General features: G+C 63.6%; 22 protein-coding genes. 18 read left to right on the forward strand and 4 right to left on the reverse strand.

All coding sequences use genetic code 11. The features are described 5' to 3' along the window. The first annotated feature begins 259 nt into the window (after nucleotides 1–259). The 6 genes from AUR04nite_RS03445 (at nucleotide 260) to AUR04nite_RS03470 (ending at nucleotide 9,781) form a co-directional block, all read left to right on the forward strand. Nucleotides 260–1,669 (forward strand): L-serine ammonia-lyase, encoded by a 1,410-nt coding sequence (locus tag AUR04nite_RS03445; RefSeq protein WP_141361981.1) that lies wholly within the window; start codon nucleotides 260–262, stop codon nucleotides 1,667–1,669. Nucleotides 1,670–1,863: 194 nt separating this feature from the next. Continuing rightward, complete coding sequence (locus AUR04nite_RS03450; protein ID WP_141361983.1) at nucleotides 1,864–4,686, forward strand: CapA family protein; 2,823 nt, start codon at nucleotides 1,864–1,866, stop codon at nucleotides 4,684–4,686. Between the two features lie 515 nt (nucleotides 4,687–5,201). Then, complete coding sequence (locus AUR04nite_RS03455; protein ID WP_141361985.1) at nucleotides 5,202–5,603, forward strand: VOC family protein; 402 nt, start codon at nucleotides 5,202–5,204, stop codon at nucleotides 5,601–5,603. Nucleotides 5,604–5,986: 383 nt separating this feature from the next. Beyond that, on the forward strand, nucleotides 5,987–7,342 hold the full coding sequence (gene mgtE, locus AUR04nite_RS03460) for a magnesium transporter (RefSeq protein ID WP_141361987.1): 1,356 nt from the start codon (nucleotides 5,987–5,989) through the stop codon (nucleotides 7,340–7,342). Between the two features lie 48 nt (nucleotides 7,343–7,390). Further along, entirely contained in the window at nucleotides 7,391–8,500 is a 1,110-nt protein-coding gene (locus tag AUR04nite_RS03465) for an NADH:flavin oxidoreductase/NADH oxidase (protein WP_141361989.1), read from the forward strand. 150 nt (nucleotides 8,501–8,650) lie between these two features. Further along, nucleotides 8,651–9,781: a baeRF2 domain-containing protein gene (locus tag AUR04nite_RS03470; RefSeq protein ID WP_246055349.1), complete on the forward strand. Its 1,131-nt coding sequence runs from the start codon at nucleotides 8,651–8,653 to the stop codon at nucleotides 9,779–9,781. Nucleotides 9,782–9,830: 49 nt separating this feature from the next. On the opposite strand, the gene AUR04nite_RS03475 is transcribed toward AUR04nite_RS03470, so the two are convergent. Then, a complete protein-coding gene (locus AUR04nite_RS03475; protein ID WP_170184075.1) occupies nucleotides 9,831–10,931 on the reverse strand; it encodes a CPBP family intramembrane glutamic endopeptidase in 1,101 nt (366 codons plus the stop codon). Here AUR04nite_RS03475 and AUR04nite_RS03480 point away from each other — a divergent pair. The 5 genes from AUR04nite_RS03480 (at nucleotide 10,930) to AUR04nite_RS03500 (ending at nucleotide 16,553) form a co-directional block, all read left to right on the forward strand. After that, a complete protein-coding gene (locus tag AUR04nite_RS03480; protein ID WP_246055350.1) occupies nucleotides 10,930–12,300 on the forward strand; it encodes a YibE/F family protein in 1,371 nt (456 codons plus the stop codon). The two genes, AUR04nite_RS03475 and AUR04nite_RS03480, sit on opposite strands and share 2 nt — an antisense overlap. 44 nt (nucleotides 12,301–12,344) lie before the next feature. Then, nucleotides 12,345–13,337, forward strand: coding sequence for a metal ABC transporter solute-binding protein, Zn/Mn family (locus tag AUR04nite_RS03485; protein WP_141361993.1), 993 nt, complete (start codon nucleotides 12,345–12,347; stop codon nucleotides 13,335–13,337). 21 nt (nucleotides 13,338–13,358) lie between these two features. Next, entirely contained in the window at nucleotides 13,359–14,477 is a 1,119-nt protein-coding gene (locus AUR04nite_RS03490; protein WP_141361995.1) for a CDP-glycerol glycerophosphotransferase family protein, read from the forward strand. Between the two features lie 12 nt (nucleotides 14,478–14,489). Further along, nucleotides 14,490–14,915, forward strand: a complete 426-nt coding sequence (locus tag AUR04nite_RS03495; protein ID WP_141361997.1) for a hypothetical protein — start codon at nucleotides 14,490–14,492, stop codon at nucleotides 14,913–14,915. 99 nt (nucleotides 14,916–15,014) lie between these two features. Beyond that, the gene (locus AUR04nite_RS03500) at nucleotides 15,015–16,553 is read left to right on the forward strand and encodes an HNH endonuclease (protein ID WP_141361999.1); all 1,539 of its coding nucleotides are present in this window, start codon (nucleotides 15,015–15,017) and stop codon (nucleotides 16,551–16,553) included. 101 nt (nucleotides 16,554–16,654) lie between these two features. On the opposite strand, the gene AUR04nite_RS03505 is transcribed toward AUR04nite_RS03500, so the two are convergent. After that, nucleotides 16,655–17,356: an HAD family hydrolase gene (locus AUR04nite_RS03505; protein ID WP_141362001.1), complete on the reverse strand. Its 702-nt coding sequence runs from the start codon at nucleotides 17,354–17,356 to the stop codon at nucleotides 16,655–16,657. Nucleotides 17,357–17,536: 180 nt separating this feature from the next. On the opposite strand from AUR04nite_RS03505, the gene AUR04nite_RS03510 reads away from it, so the two are divergent. The 6 genes from AUR04nite_RS03510 (at nucleotide 17,537) to AUR04nite_RS03535 (ending at nucleotide 23,196) form a co-directional block, all read left to right on the forward strand. After that, nucleotides 17,537–18,292, forward strand: a complete 756-nt coding sequence (locus tag AUR04nite_RS03510; RefSeq protein ID WP_141362003.1) for a GntR family transcriptional regulator — start codon at nucleotides 17,537–17,539, stop codon at nucleotides 18,290–18,292. Nucleotides 18,293–18,439: 147 nt separating this feature from the next. After that, nucleotides 18,440–19,603: an ABC transporter substrate-binding protein gene (locus AUR04nite_RS03515; protein ID WP_141362005.1), complete on the forward strand. Its 1,164-nt coding sequence runs from the start codon at nucleotides 18,440–18,442 to the stop codon at nucleotides 19,601–19,603. Beyond that, entirely contained in the window at nucleotides 19,600–20,454 is an 855-nt protein-coding gene (locus tag AUR04nite_RS03520; protein ID WP_141362007.1) for an ABC transporter permease, read from the forward strand. The genes AUR04nite_RS03515 and AUR04nite_RS03520 overlap by 4 nt, the downstream gene beginning before the upstream one ends. Continuing rightward, complete coding sequence (locus tag AUR04nite_RS03525) at nucleotides 20,442–21,281, forward strand: ABC transporter permease (protein ID WP_141362009.1); 840 nt, start codon at nucleotides 20,442–20,444, stop codon at nucleotides 21,279–21,281. The genes AUR04nite_RS03520 and AUR04nite_RS03525 overlap by 13 nt, the downstream gene beginning before the upstream one ends. Beyond that, the gene (locus tag AUR04nite_RS03530) at nucleotides 21,278–22,390 is read left to right on the forward strand and encodes an ABC transporter ATP-binding protein (RefSeq protein WP_141362011.1); all 1,113 of its coding nucleotides are present in this window, start codon (nucleotides 21,278–21,280) and stop codon (nucleotides 22,388–22,390) included. Before AUR04nite_RS03525 ends, AUR04nite_RS03530 begins: the two co-directional genes overlap by 4 nt. Then, nucleotides 22,387–23,196 carry an alkaline phosphatase family protein gene (locus AUR04nite_RS03535; RefSeq protein ID WP_141362013.1) on the forward strand — a complete coding sequence of 270 codons (810 nt, stop codon included), beginning with the start codon at nucleotides 22,387–22,389 and terminating at the stop codon, nucleotides 23,194–23,196. The genes AUR04nite_RS03530 and AUR04nite_RS03535 overlap by 4 nt, the downstream gene beginning before the upstream one ends. Here AUR04nite_RS03535 and AUR04nite_RS03540 read toward each other — a convergent pair. Then, a complete protein-coding gene (locus AUR04nite_RS03540; RefSeq protein ID WP_141362015.1) occupies nucleotides 23,162–23,584 on the reverse strand; it encodes a hypothetical protein in 423 nt (140 codons plus the stop codon). The two genes, AUR04nite_RS03535 and AUR04nite_RS03540, sit on opposite strands and share 35 nt — an antisense overlap. After that, on the reverse strand, nucleotides 23,559–25,484 hold the full coding sequence (locus AUR04nite_RS03545; RefSeq protein WP_141362017.1) for a primary-amine oxidase: 1,926 nt from the start codon (nucleotides 25,482–25,484) through the stop codon (nucleotides 23,559–23,561). The genes AUR04nite_RS03540 and AUR04nite_RS03545 overlap by 26 nt, the downstream gene beginning before the upstream one ends. A gap of 130 nt (nucleotides 25,485–25,614) precedes the next feature. Between AUR04nite_RS03545 and AUR04nite_RS03550 the strand changes: the two genes are divergently transcribed. Beyond that, nucleotides 25,615–26,214: a TetR/AcrR family transcriptional regulator gene (locus tag AUR04nite_RS03550; RefSeq protein WP_141362019.1), complete on the forward strand. Its 600-nt coding sequence runs from the start codon at nucleotides 25,615–25,617 to the stop codon at nucleotides 26,212–26,214. Nucleotides 26,215–26,268 lie beyond the last annotated feature (54 nt).

Raw genomic sequence — 26,268 nt, forward strand, 5'->3', positions numbered from 1 at the left:
ACTGAAGGATCGTGTTTTGTCCTTGGCTGCGGCCCACCCACTGTACCCGGACCTGGCTAAGGTTTCCGAGTAAGTTCTTCTAGCGAAGAAGAGGGGCCCGAACTGCGGACACATTCGCTTTTCGGGCCCTTCCCCTTTCACCAGCCGTGGAACATTCCCGGCCGATGAAACCAGCGCACGAGCACACTCGCGGCGCACCACATGTTTACTTCGGGTTGAGCACCCGAAGGACTTCGAGCTTCTAAGGATGTGACCCGCCATGGCGGTTAGCGTATTCGATCTCTTTTCGGTAGGCATCGGACCTTCGTCCAGCCACACCGTAGGGCCAATGCGTGCGGCGCACGCGTTCATCGCACACGTTGCGCGCGAGAACCAGCTTGATGCGCTGGCGTCCATCCGCGTCGACGTCTACGGCTCGCTGGCAGCCACCGGCAAGGGCCACGGCACCTTCACCGCCATCATGCTGGGCCTGGAAGGCTTTGAGCCGGAAACCATCCTGCCCACCCAGGTCGACGAACGCCTGGCAGACATGGCTGCCACCGGCGTGCTGCGCCTGGCCGAGCAGCTCGATGCCCGCAAGGACATCAACTACCGTGTCGAAGACATGATCCAGCATCCGCTGACAGTGCTTCCGCGCCACACCAACGGCGTCAAGTTCATCGCCCTGGACGCCGAAGGCAACGAGCTGTCCAACGAGACTTTCTTCTCCGTGGGCGGCGGCTTCATTGTTCGCGAAGGCGCCGAGGAGCGCATCGAAGCGAACCTCGAAGAGAAGGTCAAGCAGCAGCCCTACCCCTTCACCACCGCAGCCAAGCTGCTGGAGCACTGCACGAACACCGGCAAGTCGATCGCTGAAATCATGATGGCCAATGAAGAGGCCTACCGCACCCGCGAAGAGATCCGCTCCGGCCTGATCCACATCTACGAGGTCATGGAAGCCTGCAAGGACTCAGCCCTGGAGCGCACCGACGTGCTGCCCGGCGGTCTGAAGGTTCGCCGCCGCGCCCCTGAATGGCACGAGCGCCTGAAGAAGGAAGACAAGGACCGCGACCCCGTCTACTGGCAGGAATGGATCAACCTGGTCGCCCTGGCAGTGAACGAGGAGAACGCCTCCGGCGGCCGCGTGGTCACCGCTCCGACCAACGGCGCCGCAGGCATCATCCCTGCCGTGCTGTTCTACGCCACCCACTATGCGCCGGGCGCCAAGTTCTGGAACGAGGAGGAGAAGCACGACGCGATCGTGAACTTCCTGCTCACCGCTGGAGCCGTGGGCGTGCTCTACAAGGAGCAGGCGTCCATCTCCGGCGCCGAGGTCGGCTGCCAGGGCGAGGTCGGCTCCGCATCCTCCATGGCCGCCGGCGGCTTGGCAGAGATCCTGGGCGGCACCCCTGCCCAGGTGGAGAACGCGGCGGAGATCGCCATGGAGCACAACCTCGGCCTGACCTGCGACCCCATCGGCGGACTGGTGCAGATCCCGTGCATCGAGCGCAACGCTATCGCCGCTTCCAAGGCAGTGAACGCCGCCAAGATGGCCCTGATGGGCGACGGCGAACATCACGTGAGCCTCGATGAAGTCATCATCACCATGCGCGAAACCGGCAAGGACATGAGCGACAAGTACAAGGAAACCGCGATGGGCGGCCTGGCCGTCAACGTGGTCGTCTGCTAGCAGCCAACACCCCAAACCTTTGTCAATCGGGCCGAGGCAATTCTGTTCAAGGATTGCTTCGGCCCGATTTTCGTTTTCCCCAAGTAATTCATTGAGGAACGTGGCGTGCAGCGCTTCGTAACATCGGCTAATGTCTTGAGACCCAGATAACATGTATTCAATTGCTGGCGTTTTATGCTGACTTGGGGATGTAAATGAATAAGGCGTACAAGATTCTTTTCTTGGGGGACTTCCACTTCGGTGAAAGCTACAAGGAAGCTGGCGCAAAAATTCTAGAGGAACATGGCTACACACACGCCACAAAATATCTTCTGCCTTTTATTGACGAAGCCGACCACACAGTCTTCAACTTAGAATCGCCGATTGTCAATCCCAAAACAACCACCTCGGATCTGCGGGGCAAGAAGTCCTATATTCACTGGGCTGATCCAGCTGGAACCATCGATGCCTTGAAGGATCTGGGAGTCGACTGCGTATCCCTGGCCAACAACCACACCATGGACTACGGTGTGCCCGGAATCGTTTCTTCCTTCGATGCGCTGACCAAAGCCGGAATCAGCTATTTCGGTGCGGGATTGAACAACAGTGAATCAGGCCAGCCCTACCAGATTTCTATTCCAGCCGAACACGGCGGCGGAAAGATAAATGTCTTCGGCTGCTTCCAGTATTCACGGGTCCATGACAAGGACTATGAGTTTTATGCACGAGCAGAAAAAGCCGGTGCACAATCGTTGTCCCAGAAAAGCCAATTGCCGGCAATTCATCCTCAAGAAATCAACATTGCCTTCCCGCACTGGGGCTCAAACTACAAGTGGAAATCGGAAGCCCAAGAGCGTTTGGCGCAGCGGCTGGTCCACCACGGATTCGACCTCGTTCTTGGCCACGGTTCTCATGCGGTACAAGAAATCGAATCGCTGGATTCAACGCCGGTGGTGTATTCAATCGGCAATGGCATGTTCCAATCTGGAGGGCGCTACAAGGCCTTTGAAGAAAGCGACGGGATCGTTCCGTTCGGTTTCTGGACAATGATCGAGGTGGCCGGCGCTGACGGAGTCCAAACTGTCACGCTGAAGCTCTACCCGGTCACTGCAGACAACCGGAGCAACGGATTCCAACCCCGACCAGTGGACGCACAGCAGTTCCAGCGACTGCTCGACGCACTAGGTGAAAAGAACAACGGCAGCCAGAATCTCCAGCAGGGATCGGACGCACTCGGCAGCTACTTGTCATTGGAAGTCGCCGCGCGTTCATTCGAGCAGCCTGAAAAACTTGACGTCGATTTCAACCCACTGCTTAACACCAGCATCGCACCGCACATTTATACCGATGCCGGGACCAAGAAGATCCTCTTCGGCATGAACCGCTTTTCGCGCAGCTCGGGTCCTGAGACCATCGCCCTAGCGGCAGCCCAAGACGGTGCAACCCTCCAGTGGCTGGATGGACGACGCGCGCTGGTCACCGCCGGGGAACAACGCTTCCTTCTTCTCGGGCACAAAGGCACCGAATCATTTGTTGGGGCACGGACTATCGGCGACAAGCTCGCAACCTACGAATTGCTCGATGCCGCTGGCGTCAATACTCCTAAGACGGCGCTCGTCGCTTCCGCAGAAGAAGCTGTAGGCTTTCAGCGTTCTGTCGGCCAGCCGGTAGTGCTCAAGCCCCGCAACGGACAGAAGGGCAATGCCGTCAGCGTCAATCTGCTCGGAGAAGAAGAGATCGGCCAGGCTTTCTTGGATGCCGCCGCCTACGGCGAAGTGATCGTCCAAGAGCAAATCATTGGCACTGCGGAGTTCCGCTGTTTGACCTCGCCGGAAGAATGCGTCAGCGTTGTTCGCCGGGTCTTGCCATGGGTCCAGGGGGACGGGGTCAGCACGATTGAGCAGCTGATAGTCAAGGAGAACTTGCGGCGGCAGCTTTACCCGAGCACCTATGACGGGCATACTCCAACTTCCGGGACCATCGAGCGCTACCTGAATTCCCAGAATCTGTCCTTGGACACCGTTCTAGAGCGGGGACAACGTCGCCAAGTTCTCAACTTCGGTGGGCTCAGTTCGGGCGCCGAGCCGTTTGAGGTTTTTGAAGACGTTTCGGACTCGGTCAAAGACAGCGCCAGTGCAGCAGTTGCTGCGATCCCGGGACTCGGCTGGGGCGGCGTTGACATCATGTTGGATCAGGCAGGCGAACCATATGTCATTGAGATCAACTCGGATGCAGGTATTACCGGCTCGCAATTCCCGTTCTATGGGGTGCCGAAGAACGTCGGGGCATACCTCTATGAACTTCACCGGGACCACCGAGCGGCCATCGATCCGGAGCAATTCCCCATCGCCAACCCGCAGACTGCCATTAGCGGGCAGCAGAAGCTGAGCAGCCTGCTGCGTGCATCCTACAGAGCTTCGGGGTATGAGGTTCAGAGCGTTGGAAAACGGCTTACCCAGGTAAGAGACAACGAAGGCCAATCGAAGTGGCTGCTTGGCTGCGCGACCAGCGACGACCTTGAAACTGTCCAGCGAATCAGTGGAGAACACTTCACCATCCGCAAGCTGTTGCGAATAGGAAAGGTGCTGGTGCCTCGGGCACGGGTGATCCGTTCAGAAAAGGACAAGTCATTCTTCACTCTGGGAACTGCTGACAAGGTGGTGATTGCCCGTCGTCGCGACGCATGGGGCAACTCGGAGAACCAAGTGCTCACCGCGGATGAACTGGAAAATCTCAGCCCTGTGGGCAGACCCTACGTCCAGGCCATGTATGCAGGTGAACGCTACCTCGTCTGTGCCACACCGGATCAAACCTTGGCGATTCTTGCCGACAGAGAAAGCAATGACGCGGATGTACAAAAACTTGGTGCCATCGCGCAGAAAGCCACAGCGAGTATTCCGAAACTGCGATGGGGTGCATGGAACGTCCTGGTATCGGCTGGGCGAACCATGGTCGAGGGACTGAGTACCGATCCATTGCTCAATGAGCAGCAGAAGCTGGTATTCGGTGATCTTGGCAAGGTGCTCAACGCGATCTAGACGCTTAAACTGCTTCCTGTCCAACGTTATTGATCCGGGTCAATCATCTCGGTGCACAGTGCTGAGCGGACCTAGGGCAGCACAGAGTACAGCGAAAGAAATGGCCTCCAGGAATATCAAGGAAAGCACCGCAAAACAGTACGTCGGCAGGGTCAAGGCCAACATGCGGAAGCCGGCATCGCCGCCAGCACCCGGCTCGATCTGGGGAAGATCGCCTGTGTGCACGGCTAAATCGAGCCAACGCTCTGAGTCGCAGCCAGGCGTAGGCCTGTCGATGAAAGGAGACGGGCTGCATGGACGGCGAACCAAGTCGATCCATATGCAGGCAAGGACCGCGTCCCTGTCTGCTTATTTCACAGCGTCTTATCCGGGCGGATGCTCCCCAGCGAACAGGTAGTTCGCCCGGAGCTCTCTAATGCCGCATCCTTGGTATTTCCGGACAGTAGTTGTCGGACCAGCCATTCGCACCTACCCTAAAACATGCTGACTGCCGCCTTACGTTAGGAGTATCGTCAATGGCTGCGCCCCTGATCTACATCAGCTTCCCTGGAACTGCCCGCGAAGCGCTGAATTTCTATGCCCAGGTCTTCGGGGGAGAACTTTCGCTGTACACCTGCGAACAGTTCGGCAGGAACGACGGCCCACCCGACGCGATCGCCCACGGCATGCTTACCGGACCTGTCGCCTTGGCTGGATCCGACGCGGCACCCGGCGAACCAAGCCTGCACACCGAAGGCATCATGCTGTCATTGCTCGGCACCGACGAACCAGCAGTCCTGCAGGAATGGTTCGACAAGCTCAGCGTTGGCGGGACGGACATTGACCCATTGGCCCTACGTTCTTGGGGCGACTGGGACGGACAGGTCACCGATCGCTATGGACTGCGCTGGCTCATCGGCTATCAAATCGGGGAATGAGCGCTGGCTGACCCTGTGACGTAGCCAACCAAAGGTTTGGAAGCCTGGACATTGATGATATGAATTGAGGAAGGGCATTCGTCCCTGAGGCATCTGCCGCCAGAAGAAATCTATCCAGGAGGTGAGCTGCATGGAAGACGGACCGAGTCGATCTATGTGCACGCGATCTCTTGGAGACGAATCTTAACGAGCAGGTTTTTCCTTCTGCCTGCCCGCGCATGCGTCTGTGAGTTCGCGCTATTGAACTACACGCCGATGCGCCTGAAATCCTCAGCATAAATACTGGTCGACTTTTCACCTGTTAATTTGCCGCGCCCCGACATTATCCCCGGGACCCGATGCCTTGGATTTCCGCGCCAAACACCTTGTTTGGGGGACTTACCATGAACACCTTCGAGAAAGTAGACTTCTCTACTACTTCACGCCAGATCCGCACCGCCCTGAAAGAGCGCGATTTCGCCGCCATCACCTCGATCCTGCGGGTCTTGAACAACACCGAGATCATCGAGCAGCTCGACGTGCTGGAGCTGACCGATGCCGCCATTGTCTACCGGCTGCTGGACAAGCACCGGGCGTTGGAGATCTTCCAGGAGCTGGATGCACCGGTGCAGGCCGACCTCATTGGCGGCCTGCAGCGCAGCCAGGTCCTTGAAGTCTTCGCGGGCATCGACGCCGCAGACCGGGTGGCGTTGCTCGACGAGCTGCCCGCCAAGGTGGCTACCAGCCTGCTGCGTGGGCTGGATGCGCCGGCCCGCCGCGAGACCAGCGTGCTGCTTGGCTACCCGGAAGGCTCCACCGGCCGGGTGCTGGAAACCCGCTTCACCACGCTCTACCCGCAGCTTTCGGTCCAGCAGGCGCTGGCGCGGCTGCACCTGCGGCTGGCAGAAACCGAAGAACAGTCGACGGTCATGGTCATCGACACCGACCGCCGGCTGCTCGGTGTGGTGCACCTGGCGCAGCTGCTCGCCGCCGACCCGCAGGCGCAGATTTCCACCCTGCTGCGCGAGGCACCCACCGCCGATGTCCATGAGCCGGCGGCGGACGCCGCCCGTCGGCTGGCAAATTCCAAGTGCGAAATGCTTCCGGTGCTCGATTCCGAGCACCTCGTGGTGGGCATGCTGACCTGGCCCGACGCCGTGGACATCCTGGAAGACGCGGAGGAGGAGCGCACCGCGCGCAGCGCCGGCGCCGAACCGCTGCACCGGCCCTACCTGGGCACGCCGATCCGCAAAATGGTGCGCGCCCGCATCATCTGGCTGCTGGTGCTGGCCATCGGCGCCACGCTGACGGTCAAGGTGCTCTCCAGCTTCGAGGCGACCTTGGAATCCATGGTGGTGCTCAGCCTGTTCATTCCGTTGATCGTCGGGATCGGCGGGAACACTGGAAATCAGGCGGCCACCACGGTGACCCGGGCGCTGGCCATGGGGGAGGTGCGGGTCAACGACATCGGCCGGGTGCTGGTGCGCGAGGTCCGCATCGGCGCGGTGCTCGGGGCGAGCCTGGGAGCCATCGGCTTCATCATTTCCGCGCTGATCTTCGATGCGCAGGTGGCGGCGATCATCGGGCTCACGTTGGTGGCCCTGTGCACCATCGCCGCCTCGGTGGGCGGGATCATGCCGGTGATCGGCAAGCTGCTGAAGGTGGACCCGGCGGTGTTCTCCAACCCGTTCATCTCCACCTTCGTGGACGCCGCGGGGCTGATCGTCTACCTGTCGGTCGCAGTACTTGTCCTTGGATAAATACCGCGCACGCGGAATAAATCTGCGGGCAGCGATGTCGTACTTGGTATGCCTCAAAGCAAACTATTTACTCCCGTGACCATCCCCGCCCGCAGCGGCGCCGGCCTGGCCCTGCGCAACCGCGCGGTGCTGCCGCCGATGTGCCAGTACTCCATCGACAAGCAGGACGGGGTGCCGACCAGCTGGCAGCTGGTGCACCTGGGCTCCCGGGCCTCTGGCGGATTCGGCCTGGTGATCGCCGAGGCCACCGCGGTGGTGCCCGAAGGCCGCATCTCCAACCTCGACGTGGGCCTGTGGAACGACGAGCAGGTGCAGGCCTGGAAGCCGATCACGCAGTTCATCCACTCCCAGGGCGCGGCCGCCGGCGTGCAGCTGGCCCATGCCGGCGCCAAGGCATCCACCTACGGGTGGCTCAAGGAGCTGGAAGAGGCAGGCAAGACCGGAAGCCTGAGCGAGGCCGACGGCGGCTGGCAGACAGTCACCAGCTCGCCCAGCGAACTCTACGGGCTGAACCCGGCCGCAGAAATGAGCCGCGAGCAGATCGCAGAATCCGTGCAGTCATGGGCGGACGCCGCCCGCCGTGCCGACGAGGCAGGATTCGACCTGATCCAGATCCACGGCGCCCACGGCTACCTGATCCACCAGTTCCTCTCCCCGCTGAGCAACCAGCGCACCGACGAATACGGCGGCAGCTGGGAAAACCGCACCCGCTATGTGCGCGAGGTGGTTTCCGCCGTGGCCGCCGTGTGGCCCCACGACAAGGCCCTGGGCATCAGGCTTTCCGGCGAAGACTGGGTCGAAGACGGCTGGGACATCGAGCAGACCGTGCGCCTGGCCCAGGAGCTCTACACCTTAGGTGTGCGCGCCTTCGACCTGTCCAGCGCAGGCATCGGCCCCTACCACGGACCGACCGGCCCGGGCTACCAGGTGCCGCTGGCTGCCGCGGTGAAGGCCGCCCTGCCTCAGGACGCCTTCGTCACCGCGGTGGGCGTAATCACCGAGCCGGCCCAGGCCGAGCACATCCTTGTCACCCACCAGGCCGACGGGGTCAGCATCGGACGTGCAGCGCTGGGCGACCCGCAGTGGGCCAACCGCGCCGCCAAGGCGCTGGGCGCGCCGGGCGCCACCCCTGCGCAGTACTGGCGCGGCCGCTGGTAAACCGGCTAGTGCCATGCTGATTTGGGCATTTTTGGGCGTAACTGACAGCCAGTTTGCTCCCAGCTCTTCCAGCGGCGAATTTGTGGTGTTAGGTTAGTGCCACGGATCAAGTCGCATCGCGGCATGCGCCGCGTGTGGAAGGGAGTCAGCATGGCACTTCGCGCGGATTCTAATGGAATCGACGCTTCGCTCTACCGAAAGACCGGCTCATGGAGCACGGCACTGGTGGACGCCTCACTTGGCACTACGGCAGCCCAGGAGGCCGCCGACGAACTCCCCGGGGAAGTGGCAAAGCTTCTGAAAAGCCAGCAGACCCCCAGCGCCGACGCCGAGGCAGTGGTCTCCGCCTTGGAACCGGCCCAGGGTCTTCGCGCACCGGTGGCGCGGTTCATCGCGGTCCACGACGGACAGGTGGTTCTGAACGAACTGATTCCAGGACTGAAAGTCGACGCCCCGCAGGTAGAAACCGGGGCATTCCCGAACTTCACCGCACTGGCCCGCGCCCGCGGCGGCGCCTTCTCCTACCTGGTGGCAGAGGTCGGCCGCGACGGTGGCGAAGTCCACCTGTACAACACCACCTCGCCGGCCCGGCTGGCAAGCCGCGGCATCGTCGGCGCGCCGGAGGAAATCCGCCACGCCCGCAAGGTGCCGGGCAAATACGACCAGCCCAAGGCCCAGGCGGCCGCCGATGAGATGATCCGGCGCAACACCGAAGAGGTTGCGCAGCTCATCGACGAGATGGCCAAAGACAACTACGTGCGCCTGATCGTGCTCTCCGGAGACATCAAGGCCCGCGAGGCAGTCGTCGCCGCCCTGCCTGCGGCGCTGCAGGAATACGTGGAGGTCATCGACGCGCACACCCGCACCGGCGGCGCCGATTCCAAGCAGGTACAGGAGCACATCGCAGCGCTGGTGGACGAGGTCAAGTCCTCGGCCGTGGCGGCGCTGGAAGCCCGCGTGGCGGCGCAGTCCGGCAACGGCCGCTCGCTGCTGGCAGTGGGCCTGGACGAGGTGGTCACCGCGCTGCAGTCGGCCCAGGCCGAGGTGGTGCTGGTGGGCCAGTACCAGGACGAGCACACGCTGCGCGCCCTGATCGACGAGCCGTGGGTCGCCCACCAGGACGGGGACGACCATGCGGAGCTGGTCATCGGCGAATGGCCCGCCCCCGAGGTGCTGCTGCGGGCCACCGCACTGACCGACGCCACCATCCGCTATGTGCCTGACAGCATCATTCCGGACGGCGCAGGCATCGCGGCCCTGCTGCGCTGGGCCAAGGCCTAAAAAGTACAAGAAAAAAGTCCAGCGCGGGAAGCTCCCGCGCTGGACTTTTCTAGTTCTCCGGATCCCTGTACTGCTGCTCCCTGTTTTCCGGCGCCTGCGGCGGAGCCCAGTAGGCCTGGGGCTGCTGGCTGTAGTGCGCCGGGTAGGCGATCGGCCACGGCGCCAGCAGCGGCGCCGGCGCGCTGCGCGGGGCAGGGCCGGCGGTGCGCACAATGTTCTTGCGCGCCGCGAGCTTGGCGATGATGAAGGTCAGCACGGCGGTCATCACGGTAGAGGCGGCCAGCGCCTGCCAGCTGGATTCGGTCTCGTTCACGTCGATCTGCCCGATCGCACTGAGCAGGAACAGCGAGGTGTTGTTCACCACGTGCACCGCGATCGCCGCCTCCAGCCCGCCGGTGCGCCAGGTCAGATAGCCGGCGGCCACCGCGAACACCGTCACGTCAAGCAGCCCGTAGACATCGTAGAGGTGGCCGAAGGTGAACAGCGGCACCGGCAGCAGGATCGCGAAGGCGGGGTGCTTGAGCCAGCCGCCCACCGCCTGCATGAACGCGCCGCGGAACACCAGCTCCTCGGCGGTGCACTGCAGCGGGGTCAGCACCACCACCAGCAGCGCATAGAACAGCGGGTTGGCGGGCATGAACTCGGAGGGCGAGGCAGTGGTGCTGGTGTCCAGCGCGTCGAAGATGAAGGACAGCGAGAAGTACACCGCGTACACCAGCGTGCTCACCGCCGCCACCAGCCCCAGCCAGCGCCAGCGGATCTTCCCCGTCACTGACAAGAGCAGGCCGATGGGCTTGGCCCCCAGCAGCAGGTAGGCAAGCCACACCGCCGGGATCATCACGATGATGGAGATCATGGTCAGGAAGAACGCCGCCGGGTTGCTCATGTCCATGAGTGTTTCGTCGAAGTAGGCGTCGATGGCCGCGTCGTCGGCATTCCAGAAGGCCGGGTTGAAGAGCATCGAGGCGAACAGCGCCACCATGACCATCGCGGTGAGCACCAGGAAGAATCCGGTCCCGGTGCCCAGCATCGCCAGCGGCCGCCACCAGCGGTAGCGCTCGTCGCGGCGCAGCAGCCGGTGGTACTCGTACTGGGGATCCTGCCCGGGTGCCTGTGCTGGTGCCTGTCCTTGGGCTTCGCTCATGCTCATGCCTACCATTTTCGCCTGCCCGCGCCTGTCCGGGCATGAGTCTTTGGGAGGATTTATCGCTGTCTTTGGCTACGATGGTGCACGAGTTTCTTTGCCGCCACCTACCGCTCGGAGCACCGTGGGCCACCATCATGACGCAGAAATCCTGCAAGACCCGGCACGCCGCAAGCGCGCCTCTATCATCCTCTGGGCCATCCTCGCGCCCATCGGCGCGCTCGCGCTGATCCTGGTCATCGCGCTGTGGCCGCAGGGCAACTACGACAAGTTCGCCCTGGCAGGATCCATGGACACCGCCGGGGGAGCGGTGATGACCACCGGCACCGTGGTGCGCAGCGGCGTGGAAGCCTGCCCCTCCTCCCAGGGCCTGGAGGACGTGGGCGGCAAGGTGCTGGACTGCGAGGTCACCTACCTGATGCCCGCCGGCGGCGGGGCGCAGATCCAGCTGGAAATCCCCGCCGAGACGCTGACCTCCCGCCCCGCACGCGAGGGGGATGTGATCCGCTACCTGGATCTGTCCAAGGCCGCCGGGAATTCAGGCACCAACTACGTGTTCGTCGACTTTGTGCGCACCGTGCCGATGGCGCTGCTGGCCATCTCCTACGGCGTGGTGGTCGCCCTGGTGGCCGGCTGGCGCGGGGTGCGCGCGATCCTGGGGCTGGTCGGCGGCATCGGGTTCATGATCCTGTTCATGGTCCCGGCGCTGCTGGAGGGCGGCAACCCGGTGCTCATCGGGCTCACCGGCTCCACCGCGATCATGTTCGCCGCCCTGTACTTTGCCCACGGGCTGAACGCGAAGACCTCCACCGCGCTGCTGGGCACGCTCTTTGGCCTGGGCGTCACTGCGGGGCTGGCGCTGTGGCTGACCGACGCGGCGGCGCTGACCGGGGCGCACGACGAATCGGCGATGACCCTGTCCACCGTCGCACCCCAGGTCTCGCTGACCGGCCTGCTGATCTGCTCCATCCTCATTGGCGGCATGGGCGTGCTCAACGATGTGACGATCACGCAGTCGGCCACCGTGTGGGAGCTTGCCGAATCCAGCCCCGCCGCCAGCGCCCGGGAGCTGTTCACCCGCGGCATGCGCATCGGCCGGGACCACATCGCCTCCACCGTCTACACCATCGCCTTCGCCTATGCCGGCGCCGCGCTGCCGGTGCTGGCCATCGCGGCGCTGAGCAGCCAGGGCTTCGGCACCACGCTGAGCACCGGGGAAATGGCGGAGGAGGTCATCCGGATCCTGATCGGCTCCATCGGCCTGGTGCTTGCCATCCCGGTGACCACGCTGATCGCGGTGCTCGTGGTCAAGGCCACCGGCACCGGGGGAGCGCACGGCAGGCGCGCGCTAAGTGCGAATCATTCTCATGAGTAATGTAGAATAGTTCTCAATAGCGCTCCTGAACTAGAAAGCCTCCAGTGAAAACCCGTTCACTTCTCGCCCCGCTGTCCATCCTCCCCTTCGCCGCACTGCTGCTCTCCGGCTGCACCGCTGACGCGCAGGGCACAGCCTCTGCCCCGCCCGCAGACATCAACATCGTGGCGTCCACCAATGTCTACGCGGACATCGCCCGCGCCGTGGCCGGGCAGGACGCCCAGGTCAGCGAGGTCATCACCTCCAGCGCCCAGGACCCGCACTCCTACGAGCCCACCGCCCGCGACAAGCTCACCGTCTCCAAGGCCTCCATCGTCCTGGCCAACGGCGGCGGCTACGACCAGTTCATGGACTCGCTCTACGGCTCGCTGCCCAAGGAGCAGGCGCAGGAGATTGCGATGGTCCACGCGGTGGACTACTCGCCGGTGACCCACGAAGGCAAGCCGGTTGACAACGCCGACGGGCATGCCGACCACGACGAGCATGACGCCGCCGACGGCCACGGCCACGAGCACGCTGACTACAACGAGCACATCTGGTATGACCTGGACTCCATGAGCGCGCTCGCCGACGCCCTGGCGCAGCAGCTGGGCGCGCAGGACTCCGCCAACGCCGAGGAGTACAAGCAGAACGCCGCCGCCTTCAACGACGGCATCACCACGCTGCAGGCCCAGCTGGCGGAAGCTGGACTGGAGAAGCGCAGCTACCTGATGACCGAACCGGTGCCCTTCCACCTGCTGGAAGATGCCGGCATGGTCAACAAGACCCCCGCCGGGCTGAGCGAGGCCATCGAGGAGGGCGAGGGCATCGCCCCGCTGACCATGAAGCAGTCCGATGAGATGCTCGCTTCAAAGGGCGTTGGCATGATGGTCTACAACACGCAGACCGAAGGAGCAGAAACCAAGGCGCTGCGCGCCAAGGCCCAGGAGGCAGGCGTGCCGGTGGTCGAGCTGACCGAGACCATCACCGACGGCTCGGGCTATCTGCAGTGGATGCAGGAGAATATTTCGGCCCTGGCCTCCGCGGTGAACCGCTAGCCGGTACGTACACTTGAAACCATGGCGTTGATTCCTGCAACAGTTCACCAGCTCGCCGGCAAGGCCCAGTCGTTGCTGGCTGAAAAGTCGGTCCGTGCGCAGATTGCCAGCAGCTCCCGCGAACTGGATCAGGCGGACGCCGTGCTCTTCTTCGCCGAGGGGCCAGGCCAGTTCTACCAGCTCGATGTCTGGATCGAGACCTTCCACCGTCTGGCCGCCGCGGGCCTGAAGACGGGGGTCATCGCCATGGACGCGCGCAGCGCCCGGCTGGTGCTGGAAAACAGCAGCCTGCCGGTGCTCTTCTCGCACTCCATCGAGCACATCGAAACCCGGCTGCGCGCCATCGGCGCCCGCGCTATCTGCTATGTGAACAACTCGCAGCGCAACTTCACCATGCTGCGCTTCAACGGCCCGGCCCATGTGCACCTGAACCATGGCGAGTCGGAGAAGGCCTCCATGGTTTCGCATCAGCTCAAGGCCTATGACTACGCCTGCGTCGCCGGGCCGGCCGCGGTGGAGCGCATCGCGGACTCCATCTCCCGCTTCGACCTCGCCGCCCTGGTGCAGATCGGCCGCCCGCAGCTCGACGGGCTCAAGCCCGCCGAGCCCAGCTCCACCACCCGAGTGCTCTACGCACCGACCTGGGAGGGCGACTCGGCCGCCATGGCCTACTCCTCGCTGCCCGACTACGGCGAACGCATCCTCGCCCAGCTGGACGCCGACCCGAACTTCGAGGTCCGCTTTCGCCCGCACCCCAAAACCGGCGACGCCTCGCCGGCTGCCAAGAAGGCGGCGGCCGCGCTGAAGTCCGCCTACTCGCACCTTTTGGACCCCGTCCACGACCCTGGCCAGTCGCTGGTCTGGGCCGACGTGGCGATCTGCGACATCTCCGCCATGGCCTACGACGCCGTCGCGCTGAACGTCCCGCTGATCCTCGCCGGCGACCGCGAGAGCCGGCTGCGTTCCGGGCTGCCCTCCGCCCAGCTGCTCGGCCGCGCCAACGGCCTGGCCGATCGCGTCGCCCAGCTGGCGGCCTCCGGGGTCTCGGGGCGCCAAAAGCAGCTCTCCCAGTACTTCTTCGCCACCACCGAGCCGGGAGCAGCCACCAAGAAGCTCGGCGACCTGCTCCGCAGCTTCTAGCCGCCGCGCGCCGTGACCTTCCTCTCCACGCTCTTCCTGGTGCTCGCCGTGCTCGGCTGGTCCCAGTACGGCGCCAGGCTCGCGCTCAACAGCAGCGTCCCTGCCTCCTCCAAGATCCTTGCCGCCCTCGGTGACCCGGTGCTCATCTGGCTCTGGGTGCTGCTGCTTGCCATCAGCGCCAACGGCCTGTCCGCGAACCGCGCCGAGGCCTCCGCCGGCATTACCGCGGTGGTCTTCGGTGCGCTGCTGTCCTTTGCCGCCTGCGTCCTGGCGGCGCTGCTGGCGCGGATCCGCCGCCGGCGCATTTCCGCCGGAACCGGAACTGCCGACGACTACCGCAGCTGGCCCAGGCTGCTGCTCTTGCTGGCTGGCCACGGCGCAGGCATCGGCATCGGCCTGCTGCTCCTGTCCCTCTGGATCTCGCTCGGCACCAGCTGAATCCCTCGAACACGCGGGCGTTATCACAGGCTAGAACAAAAATCAAAACATTCGGATAAAACACTTCACAATCCAGTCATGCCAGCGTAAACTGGAGATATGTTCGAAACATACGAGGTAGAAGAAAACTACTTCGAAGCACACGACTGGCAGGAAGAGTGCTTCGACCAAGCACCCCACCTGGACCCCTGGGACGCCCGGTTCATCAACGACGCCCTCCGCTCCGGGAACACCGCTGATCTGTGCACCATCATGGGCCAAGCTGAAGCCTATAAAGCGTTCTGGTCTTCCATCGAAGCCCGCGCCGCGGCCCGTATCGACGCCTCCACCGGAGCCCAGCCCACACGCCACACCTCCACCCAGGAACGGGGCACCGCGCACTTCATCTCCCTGGCTCGCCGCCAGTCCCCGCGCGGATCGATCACCTACCTGCGCCGCATCCGCCACTTGGTCCCCAACATGCCTTACACCTTCTCCCAGTTCGAACGCGGCGTCCTAAATGAGAAAACCGTCCTGGCCATCCTCGCCCCGCTCGACGACCTGACCGAAGAGCATCACAAGAGCTTCGACAACTTCTACTCCGATAACCCTGACCTGTTCAACGGAGCCGGCATCAAGGAAGCCAAGAACATCGCCCAGCAAGCGGCCGACAAGCTCCTGGGCACCGAACGGCTCAAGGACATCAAGGACACCACCGCCGCCCGGTACGTGAGGATGCGGAAGGGCAAGGACTGCATGTTCCTCAACGCCAAAGTCCCCATCGACACCGGTACCGCGTTCAAGGACTTCCTTGACACCGAAGTCGCCTCCGCCAAAGCCAAGGGAGATGAACGCACCCCAGCGCAGATTCGAGCGGACATCTTGCTGCGGGCGGCGACAGGCAACCCGTTGGACCAGCCGCTGCCAGTCAGGCTGCACCTGGGATTGATCATGACTGATCAGAACCTGTTCATGCAGCACCGGGAGAACGTAACCCTCACCGGATATGGCAGCCTGCCCGACGACTACGCGCAGCGGCTCATGCTCGCCTGCCAGATCGAAGGGGAGAATCCCAGCGACGAGTTCCAGGCGGCCATCGACCAGCAGATCAAAGCCCTGCCGTACCTGCGACGCCTCTATCTGGCCCCAAACCAGCAAGACCTGGTCTGCATGGACTCAAGGGAACGCTTGTTCACCGGGCAGCTGCGACATCTGATCCAGCTGCGCGACCCGTACTGCCGCACCCCGTACTGCGACAACAATGTCAAGCATGCGGACCACATCAAACAAGCCGCCAAGGGCGGAGAAACCAGTTTTGATAACAGCGGCATGAAGTGCGGGGCCTGCAACCTGGCGAAGGAAGCGAAGGGGTGGGAGGAAGAAGTCGTGATTTCTGGTGCACCGCACCGGATCGTGATCCGACCGACCTCGGACACCGAGTTTATTTCCTCCCCGCCGCCGATCCGCGGGGTGGTTCGCACCATTCGTTCTTGGTTCCAGCGCAGGGATCTGATCCCTCCGGTACCGGTGAAATATCCAAATCCTCCCAAGGACGAGAATGACAGGATCCGCCGCAGGACAGTGAAGCGGCCCAGCCCGTATCCTCCGCCGATGCCGCCGTATCTTCCTCCGGAACTTGATCCGAACTCGGATTTCTAAGACTAATTTTCAACCGTTAGATGCGTGAAGGCGCGTCAGCTGCACTGGGTTAGTGTGCGGCTGACGCGCCTTGACGCTGTCCTGCAATAAATTATTTGCGGCTATCCCAGCTTCAACTGCAAGCACTCCACGCTCAGCTCGGCGACAATGATGTCAGCATGCTGTTCAAGTTCTTTTCTTGAGTGGGTTCCGCTGACGCAAATAGGAATCATTCCTGCAGCCTTGGCGGCTTGAAGCCCGGGGATGGAATCTTCAAACACGGCGATGCGACGGGGATCTTCCAGCCCCAGGCGGTGGGCCGCCATGTGGAAGCCTTCTGGATCTGGTTTGCCCACAGCGACGTCTTCGTCAGTGACAACCGTTTCGAACAGCGGCAGAATTCCGGCGCGTTCCAAGGCCGGGATGACCTGCTTTCGACTTGCACCGGTCACGACAGCCATCTTGATTGAACGCGCACTCAGTTCGCGCACCAGTTCAATACATGAGGTGCTGATTGTTTGCTCCTTGCGGATGCGCACGGCATATTCCGCGTCAATGATTTCGAGGAATTCCGGGATCGAAGTGCTGCAAACCCCGGGTTTGGCCATGGCCTGAATGCCGCCGAGGATCTCCCTGTCGTTACGGCCGGCAAGCTCAGCATGGTAGGCCTCAGCAGTGAGCGTCACGTCAAAGTACTTGGCGGCAAGCTCAATGAAGAGTTCACGAAGGATTGGCTCATCGTTTGACAGCGTGCCGTTGAAGTCGAAGAGGACTCCGTCCACTAAGTCCAAGGATATGGCGGGCTGTGACAGGGTGCTGTGCATTGGTGAATCCGATCTTGATACTGTGTTGAACAACCCCAACGGTCTAGACCACTGGGTAACGGGAACAAGCTATGCACCGTAGATGTACTGCCGGTCGGGATTGAATGACTGGCAGACGCCATCTGCATTAACGCGCGGTAAAGAACATGAAGGGAAACTGTCATCGACGTCGAAGAGCTCTTGAGCGCAGCCCAGGATCTAGTGCTGGATCCTGCGCTGTCTGCCCATCAATCCATCAGCGAATGGCTTACCGGGCTTATCGCAGAACAGCGGCTTCCCCAAGGATTCAAACTTCCTGCGGAAAGAAGATTCTCACAAGCGCTCGGCGTCAGCCGCATGACACTACGACAAGCGCTCGAGTCTTTGCAGCAGGATGGATCGATTCTCCGAGTCGTTGGAGCCAAGGGTGGTTCATTCGTTGCTGAAGCCCGGGTTCCAGTGGATATCTCCAACCTCATGGGGCTGAGTAAGCAGCTGCTGAAAAGTGTGCATAGCGCCTCATCAATCGTGATTTCCGCACAGACGATCTCAGCCGAAGCGGCGGTGGCCGAAGCGCTGCAACTGCCTGTTGGCGAAGAGGTGCACCGCATTCACCGTTTGAGGTATGCGGGTGCCACTCCGGTGGTCATTGAGGAGAGTTTCCTGCCGGCAGGGTTGTTTCCGAGATTTCTGGAATTGGATCTTGACGGGTCGATCTACGAGCTGATGAGTTCCCGGTATTCTCTTGCGCCGTACTCGTCGGTGGAGGAGTTGAACCCGGTGATTATTTCCGAAGCTGATGCGAAGCTGATGGAAATCAAAGCCGACAGCGCAGTTCTTGGCGTGAAGCGGACCGCGCTGGCCAAGAATGGCCAGCCGGTGGAATACTCCCGAGATCTGATCCGGACCGACCGCTTGAAGATCGTGGTCTCTGGGCGCGTCGGAGACGCTACGTAATGCGGATGTGAGCGGAACCATAAAGGTCTAGACCATTGTTCACCTTGCAGACACCTTGAGGTCGTTGCTCGGAAACGTAGCGTCATTAGTTTGAATCATGCCAGCGGGTTACTGAGCCCACTTCACTGACATGAAAGCAATCTCGCAATGAGCAAGTTACAGAATCCTCACTCTCGCAGCTTCTTTGCTGCTTCGCGCCGCACGGTGCTTCGTTCGGTTGCAACCCTTGCAGTGGTTGCTACCTTGGGTGGAACTTTGACCGCCTGCAACCAGGCTTCGATCGCAGAAGCCGCGGTGGGCACCTCGCTGGATGAAATCACCAAGCTTGCCAAGGACGAAGGCACCGTACAGCTGATTGCAGTTCCAGAGGACTGGGCCAACTATAAGAGCCAGTTCGAAACCTTCACCAAGAAGTACGGTGTGGCCACTCCGGTGGTCAATCCCGATGCCTCCAGCGCCGACGAACTGACCGCTGTGAAGAACCTCAAGGGCCAGTCGACGCAGCCTGATGTGATCGACATCGGCTACTCCTTCACCGGAAAGGCTGAAGAGCAAGGCCTGATCGAAGCCTACAAGCCAAGCAACTTCGAGGCGATCCCGGATAACTTGAAGGATCCCGAAGGCATGTGGGTCGGCGCCTACTACGGCGTGGTGCAGGTGGGCACGAACACCAGCGTCGTCGAAGCACCGAAGACTTGGGATGATCTGCTGGACCCGAAGTACAAGGGCAAGGTGGCGCTGCCGGGCGACCCGCGCAAGGGCGCATCGTCGATCGCGGCGGTGTTCGCCGCAGCGCTGGCCCACGGCGGCAGCGTCGACAACATCCAGCCGGGCATCGACTTCTTCGAGAAGCTTGCCAAGTCGGGCAACCTAGTCTCGATTACTTCTCCGGTCTCCGCATTGAGCACCGGGCAGGCGGCAGTGGTCCTGGACTGGAACTACAACTTCCTGGGCATGGAGAAGGAACTGGCCAAGTCCAACGTCAAGCTGGAAACCACCACCTTTGACGACGGCGTCTTCGGCAACTACTACGCGCAGCCAGTGGTCGCGAACTCCCCGCATCCGAACAGCGCGCGCCTCTGGGTGGACTGGCTGACCAGCGACGAAGCTTCCGAGCTCTTCGCACTGGGCGGCGGCATCCCTGCACGCTACGTCGAACTGAAGAAGGCGGGAAAGCTCTCCGACGAGGCGCTGGCGAAGCTGCCGGATGCCGATGTCATCTCCAAGATCACCTTCCCGACCGTCGAGCAGGGCGAAGCAGCCAGCCAGCTGATCGTTGAGCAGTGGGCCCAGAAGGTTGCCTCCCAGTGATTTCTCCAACCCGGCGCAGGCTCCCCGGCTGGGTTGGGGCGGCACCGCTGCTGATCTTCCTGACAGTCTTCCTGCTGCTTCCCATCGGCGCCAACATCGTCACCAGCTTCAGGGTCAAGGGAGAATTCTCCCTGGCCTCCATGGCCAAGCTGCTGGAGCCGCAATACCTCGACGCGTTCATCCAGACCTTCAACCTCTCGCTGCTCACCGCGGTGATCGGCGGCGCGGTGGGCCTGCTGCTGGCCTGGGCGCTGGCTACCGGCAAAAAGCCTGCCTGGCTGCAGAACCTGGTGATGTCATTTTCTGCGGTGGCTTCCCAGATGGGCGGCGTGGCCCTAGCCTTCGCGTTCATCGCCACGCTTGGCGTGCAGGGCCTGGTCACGCAGCTGGTGCTGCAGCTGACCGGGTGGGACCTGAGCCAGAGCATCCAGCTTGCCTCCTTCAGCGGCCTGGTGCTGGTGTACCTGTACTTCCAGATTCCGCTGATGGCCATCTTGATGCTCCCAGCCTTCGGATCCTTGAAAAAGCAGTGGCCCGAGGCGGCCTACTCGCTGGGCGCCAGCCGGCTGCGCTACCTGGTGGACATTGCGCTGCCGATCATGTGGCCGCCGATTGCCGGCTCGCTGCTCCTGCTCTTCGCCAACGCCTTCGGCGCCTATGCCACCGCCTATGCGCTGGCCGGCGGCCGGGTCAACCTGGTGCCGATCCTCATCGGCTTCTTCATCTCCGGCGACGTGATGAGCGATGAAAGCTTCGCCGCGGCGCTGGTGACAGGAATGATCATCGTGGTGGTCGCGGCCATGGGGCTGCGGGTGCTGGTGGAAAGGAAATCACGGGCATGGCACTACTAGAACGCACCGCGGCGCCGGCGGTACAAGCCCCGGCCAAGGCCGCGGAGAGGGCCTCGGCCGGCGACATCCTGCGCACAGTCATCATCGCGGCGGCGCTGCTGATGTTCTTCCTGCCGCTGGTCGCCACAGCAATCTTCGGCTTCAGCCTGCCGGGCCAGGGCTTCACCCTGGATCCGCTGCGCGAGGCGCTGGCGGGAACAACGATCGGCGCGCAGCTGCTGAACACGCTGAACCTGGCGATGCTGAGCACCGCCGGATCCTTGGTCCTGCTGGTTCCGACCCTGTTGTTCCTGCACCTGAAAGCCCCGGGGCTGCTGCGCTTCACCGAATGGCTGTCGGTGGTTCCCTACGTGGTTCCGGGCATTGCCCTGGTGGCCGGCGCGAACCTGTTCTTCCGCGCGGTGGCGCCGGGCTTCATGGTCAGCCTGTACTCGCTGGTGCCCTTCTACATGGTGCTCACCCTGCCGCTGGTGTACCGCAGCCTCGACGCGGGAATCCGCGCCCTGGACCTGCGGACCCTGTGGGCGGCCAGCGAAAGCCTTGGCGCAAAGCCCTGGCAGAGCATCGTGCACGTGGTTCTGCCGAATCTGCGCGGGGCGCTGCTGGGCGCGAGCCTGCTGTCCTGCGCGATGGTGCTCGGCGAATATGCGATCGCCGCCCTGCTGCTGCACTCGACCTTCCCGGTCTTCATGGTGCAGGTCGGCATGAACGAGCCGAGGGCCGCCGCGGCCCTGTCGTTCCTCACAATTCTTGCCACCTGGCTGCTGCTGGCGGTGCTTGCGCGCAGCGGCTCGGGGAAAACAACTGCAAAAGGAGGATCCCGATGACGAGGGATTCAGCCGAGGTCGTACTGTCCTCAATCAGCAAAAGCTATGCCGGAAAGAAGGTCCTGGACAACCTGGACCTGAGCATGAAGCCGGGCGAGCTGCTGGCCCTGCTCGGACCTTCGGGCTGCGGCAAGACCACCACCCTGCGCGTGCTGGCAGGCATGGAAACCCCTGATGCAGGCAGCGTGCACATCGGGGGAGCGGACATGACCCATGCGCCGGTGCGTGGGCGCGGCATCGGGATCGTGTTCCAGTCCTACAGCCTGTTCCCGCATATGAGCGCGGCGCAGAATGTCGCCTACGGGCTGCGCCTTGCCGGCGCCTCGAAGTCCCGGCGCGGCGCCAGGGCGGCCGAGCTGCTGGAGATGGTGGGCCTGGCCGAGCACGCGCAGAAGCACCCAGGGCAGCTCTCCGGCGGACAGCAGCAGCGCGTGGCGCTGGCCCGTGCGTTGGCCATCGAGCCGCGCGTGCTGCTGCTTGACGAGCCGCTCTCCGCCCTGGACGCCCAGGTGCGCGTGCACCTGCGCGAGGAAATCAAGCGGATCCAGCTGCAGTCTGGCACCACGACGCTGCTGGTGACCCACGACCAGGAAGAGGCGCTGACCATCGGCGACCGCGTGGGCGTCATGCTGGGCGGGCAGATCGAACAGCTAGGCACCCCCGAGCAGCTGTACTGCACCCCGCGCACCGCCTTCATCTCCGAGTTCGTCGGCGCGGTGAACCGCATCAGCGCCACCGCCACCACCGGCGGGGTGCAGGTGCTGGGCAAGCTGCTGAAGATCTCCAACCCGCAGACGGCGCCGGCCTCCGCGACGGGGCTTGAGGCGCTGGTCAGGCCCGAGGACCTGGTGCTGCGGGCAGATGCCGCCGGGGCGGGCATCGTCGAATCGGCGGTGCTGCGCGGAGCGCACAGCAGCATCATGCTCGACTACCAGGGCAGGACGCTGCGCGTGGACCTGCCGACCCACGAGGCGGCGGCATTCGCCCCGGCCTGTCGGGTGAGCGTGTCCGTGCGTACCGGCGCGGTGCTCATCGACTCCGCAAAAACCGCAGCACCGGCCGCCGCACCGGCGCCGCTGCACCACCCAGCCCTAGGACGGATCGCATGAAACCGAAAATTGCACTGGTCGGCATCGACGGCCTGCGCATCGACCTGGCCCACGGCACCGGGGCGATGCCGACCCTGGACAAGGTGGCCGCCGGAGGAAAGCTCAACAGCCTGCGCATGGAGGTGCCGACCCTCTCCGGGCCCGGCTGGTCCACCCTGCTCACCGGCAGCACCCACGCCCAGCACCGGGTGGCGGACAACAAGTTCATCGGGCACCAGCTGCTGGCCCGCCCGGACCTGCTCAGCCTCGCCTACTTCGCGGACCAGGGCACCACCACCATGGCGGCGGCCGGCTGGCCCCCGCTGGTGGACCCGGCGGATGCCGGACCGGTGATCTGGGAGCGGCGCGAACAGCAGCGCGCCGGAACCCACCGGGTGATCGCCCGCGACGGGGAGACCTACGGCTACCAGCTGGCAGATGCCCAGGTGGCGGACCATGCGGTGGCCACGCTGAGCGCCAAGGGCCCCGACGTCTCCTTCATCTACTTCTGCGACGCGGACGACGAGGGCCATGTCTTCGGCCCGCACAGCAGCCAGTACGCCGCGGCGATGGCGCGCATCGAGAACCACTTGTCCCGCATTTATGCGGCGATCGAGCACCGGGTGCAGGCCTTGGGCGAGGATTGGTACCTGGTGCTGACCACCGACCACGGCCATGTTGACGCCGGCGGCCACGGCGCGGACAGCGAGGTGGAGCGCGCCTCCTTCGCGGCAGTCACCCGCTTCGGCGGCAGCCTTGAACACTGGCCGCAAGAGCTGGCGCCGCATCAGCTCACGCCGCTGCTGCTGGAATGCCGCGCTTCCTGAGCACCAGGGCGCTGGCGAACATCAGCGCAAATTCGATGGCAGCAGCCAGCAGCATGATCCCCGCGTGGGAGGCCGCGTGGCCTGCATGGCCCGCGTGGTGGCCGGAGAACCAGGGCAGGCCCACCGCCATCGCCACATGGGCCGCGCCCATCGCCGCGCACATGAGCTGAAGCTCCAGGACGGCGCAGCCGCGGGCCACGCGCCAGGCGCATTTGATGCACCACAGGGTCATGGCCGCCAGCAGCAGGCTCCAGCCCAGCGAGTGGGGCAGCAGCGCGAGCACCAGCAGGTGCCCGGCCGCGGCCAGCCCGGCGGCGCCGGCCAGGAGGTGGTGCGCGGCCGGGCGGCGCGGGGCTGCGAGCCTAGCTGTCAGAACCGCAGCAGCCATGGCCGGCTTCTTCGGTGGAGCAGCAGCCGTGCTGCTTGGCAGGCTCCGGCACGTCCATGATCGGCGAACGGTCGAAGAAGCCCTCGGGGCGGATGGTGAAGCCCACGGTGTCCACCGGCATGATCGGCCAGTCTTCGGTGCGCGGGAAGTGGGTCAGCGCGAAGGTGTGCCACAGGCTGATCTTCTCGCCGTCGATGTTCTTGTCCTCCTGCACCCAGGAGCCGATGCCGTCTACTCCGGGGTTCTGGTTCACAAAATCGCCGGTCGGGTAGCGGTGTGCGGCATCGCGCTGGGTGACCCACAGCGCCTTGGAGGCGAATTCGGCGCGGCGGTGCACCGAGGAGCCCTCGGCGGCCAGCAGGGTGGGAAGCCCCTGGGGCAGCAGCTTGTAGCCGACGTTTTTGCCCAGGTAGTTCTTGGACTCGGGGTTGGTGACAATCCAGGTGCGCCCGGCGGCCATGTTGTTATCGCGCACCGCCTGCTGCTCGGTGGCCAACACCGTGTGGCTGCGCGTGAAGGCGTTGCCGCGCGGGTTCGCTTCGCTGATCGGCAGGCGCACAGCCTCTTCCTCGATGACCTGGCTTCCCCCGCCGTCCAGCGCGAAGTCCAGGCGCGCGCCGAAGATGTGCTGGTGGAAGGGCGCGGTCAGCCCCGGGGCCATTTCCGAAGAGTAGCGTTCGTCGCCCATGGCGGAGGTGAACACGATGCCGGTGGCCTTGGCCTCGAACTCGATGGTGCCATCCAGGTAGAGGTACCAGTAGAAGCCGTAGTCGTAGTTGCCCACGGTGGTGAAGAAGCTGATCACCAGGCGGCGGTTGCGGCGGGTGTACTTCACGCCCGCCCAGTCATCCGAATGCTTGGCCAGGATCGAGGCGTCCTCCTCGTGCATGCAGATGCCGTTGGCAATGGTCTGTGCGTTGCCGTCGCCGTCGACGACCACCGGGGAGATGTAGTGGATTTCGCCCAGGCAGTCGCAGCCCAGCTCCAGCGAGTTGGCGCAGCGGCCGATCAGGTATTCACCGGTGTCGAAGTAATTCTGCCAGCTGCGCACCGGCGAGGGGTCGCCATAGGGGACCACCATCTCGGCGATGGAGGCGCGGTCCAGGATGCGCCGGCGCCTGCCCGCATCGTCGAAGCCGATGTTGTAGAGCACCAGGCCTTCGCGCATGTCAAAGCCGATGTCCAGGGACCACTTCTCCCATTCCACGTGGTTGCCCTCGCTCACGGTGAAGCTCGGGCCCTGCAGCTGGGTGATCTCGATCGGCTTCTGGGTGGTGCGCACTGGGCCCGCCAGTTCCGGGTCGGTGAAGTTGCCGTGGGTCTCCGGGACCGGGACGATGCCGAAGTCCAGCAGCTGATCCACCTTGCGGGCGATGGTGTCGATGTAGACCACCAGGCCGTCGATGGGGTGCGCCCAGGCGATGTCCTCGGCGAAGTCCTGGCGGAAGGCCAGGCCGCGCAGCATGCGGCGCCCCGACTCCTCCGGGTATTCGAACACGCCGGCGGACAGTGGGGCCACGCGCACCTGGGATGGGGTCAGCCCGCGCTTTTCCAAGGCGGCGGCCCACTGCTCGTCGGAGGCAAGGATCTCTTCGACCATCTCGAATTCCTCCAGCAGCACCGGCAGCTGGCCGGCGGCGGGGTCCAGCTCGATCACCGAGAGGATGCTCCCGGTGTTCAGGTCGATCAGCACATCCTTGGGCTCGTTGCGCACCCGGTCCATGAGCATCACGCGCACCTGGCGCTTGTCGCTGGTTTCGCTGGGGTCTTCCAGCCCCAGGTAGGCCATGCGGGTGGTGTCGGTGAACAGCGAATTCTCGACGAGGATCTGCTTGGCGGCGGCGACTTCCTCGGCGCGCAGCAGGGTGAAGTCGGTGCGGACGGTGGTGGATTCAGACATTTTCGAAAGCCCTTCGAACCGGCGGGTGTGAGCCACGCCATTTTTATTTCTCTGCTTGTAGAGAATACGGAGTCCGGACTGGATGCGCAAGGGGTGCGATGGAGATGGCCGTGCTGGCTAAGCTGGAGCCATGCCAAAAATTGTTGACCACGACCAGCGGCGGCGTGAGATCGTAGAAGTCACCTGGCGGTTCATCGCCCGCGAGGGGATCGACAAGCTGAACCTGCGGGACCTCGCGGCGGCCGCAGGCTTCGCCAACGGCGGGCTTAAGCCGTATTTCCCCACCAAGGACAGCATCCTCACCGCCACCTTCGGCTATGTCGCCGACGCCACCAACTCCCGCATCCAGGCAGGGGTGCGCGGGCATGAAGGGCTGGCCGCCATTGAGGCCTTCGCCCACGAGGTGCTGCCGCTGGATGACCTGCGGCGCGACGAGGCGCGGGTTGCAGTGCACTTCTGGCATCTGGCGCTCGGCGACCAGGCGCTGGCGAAGGTCAACGCGCAGACCATGCAGCACTGGCGCGACCTGCTCGATGGGTGGCTGGCCCAGCTGCTGGGCGCAGCGCACCCTGACGCCCCGGCCGCGCGCGACGCGCTGATCAACTTCATGATGGGCGCGCAGGCCGGAAGCGTCCTGGACGAGGGCGCCAATACCGTGCAATCCCTGCTTGAACAGCTCGAACAGCAGCTCCAGGCGCTGCGCCGGCTGGCCGAAGCCGCGCAGGGATAATCTACGTCCGCAGAAAAATAGTGACATTCCGCGCATCCTGGCGTACCCTCGAAC

It is taken from the genome of Glutamicibacter uratoxydans (assembly GCF_006539925.1).
Classification (GTDB): Bacteria; Actinomycetota; Actinomycetes; order Actinomycetales; family Micrococcaceae; genus Glutamicibacter; species Glutamicibacter uratoxydans.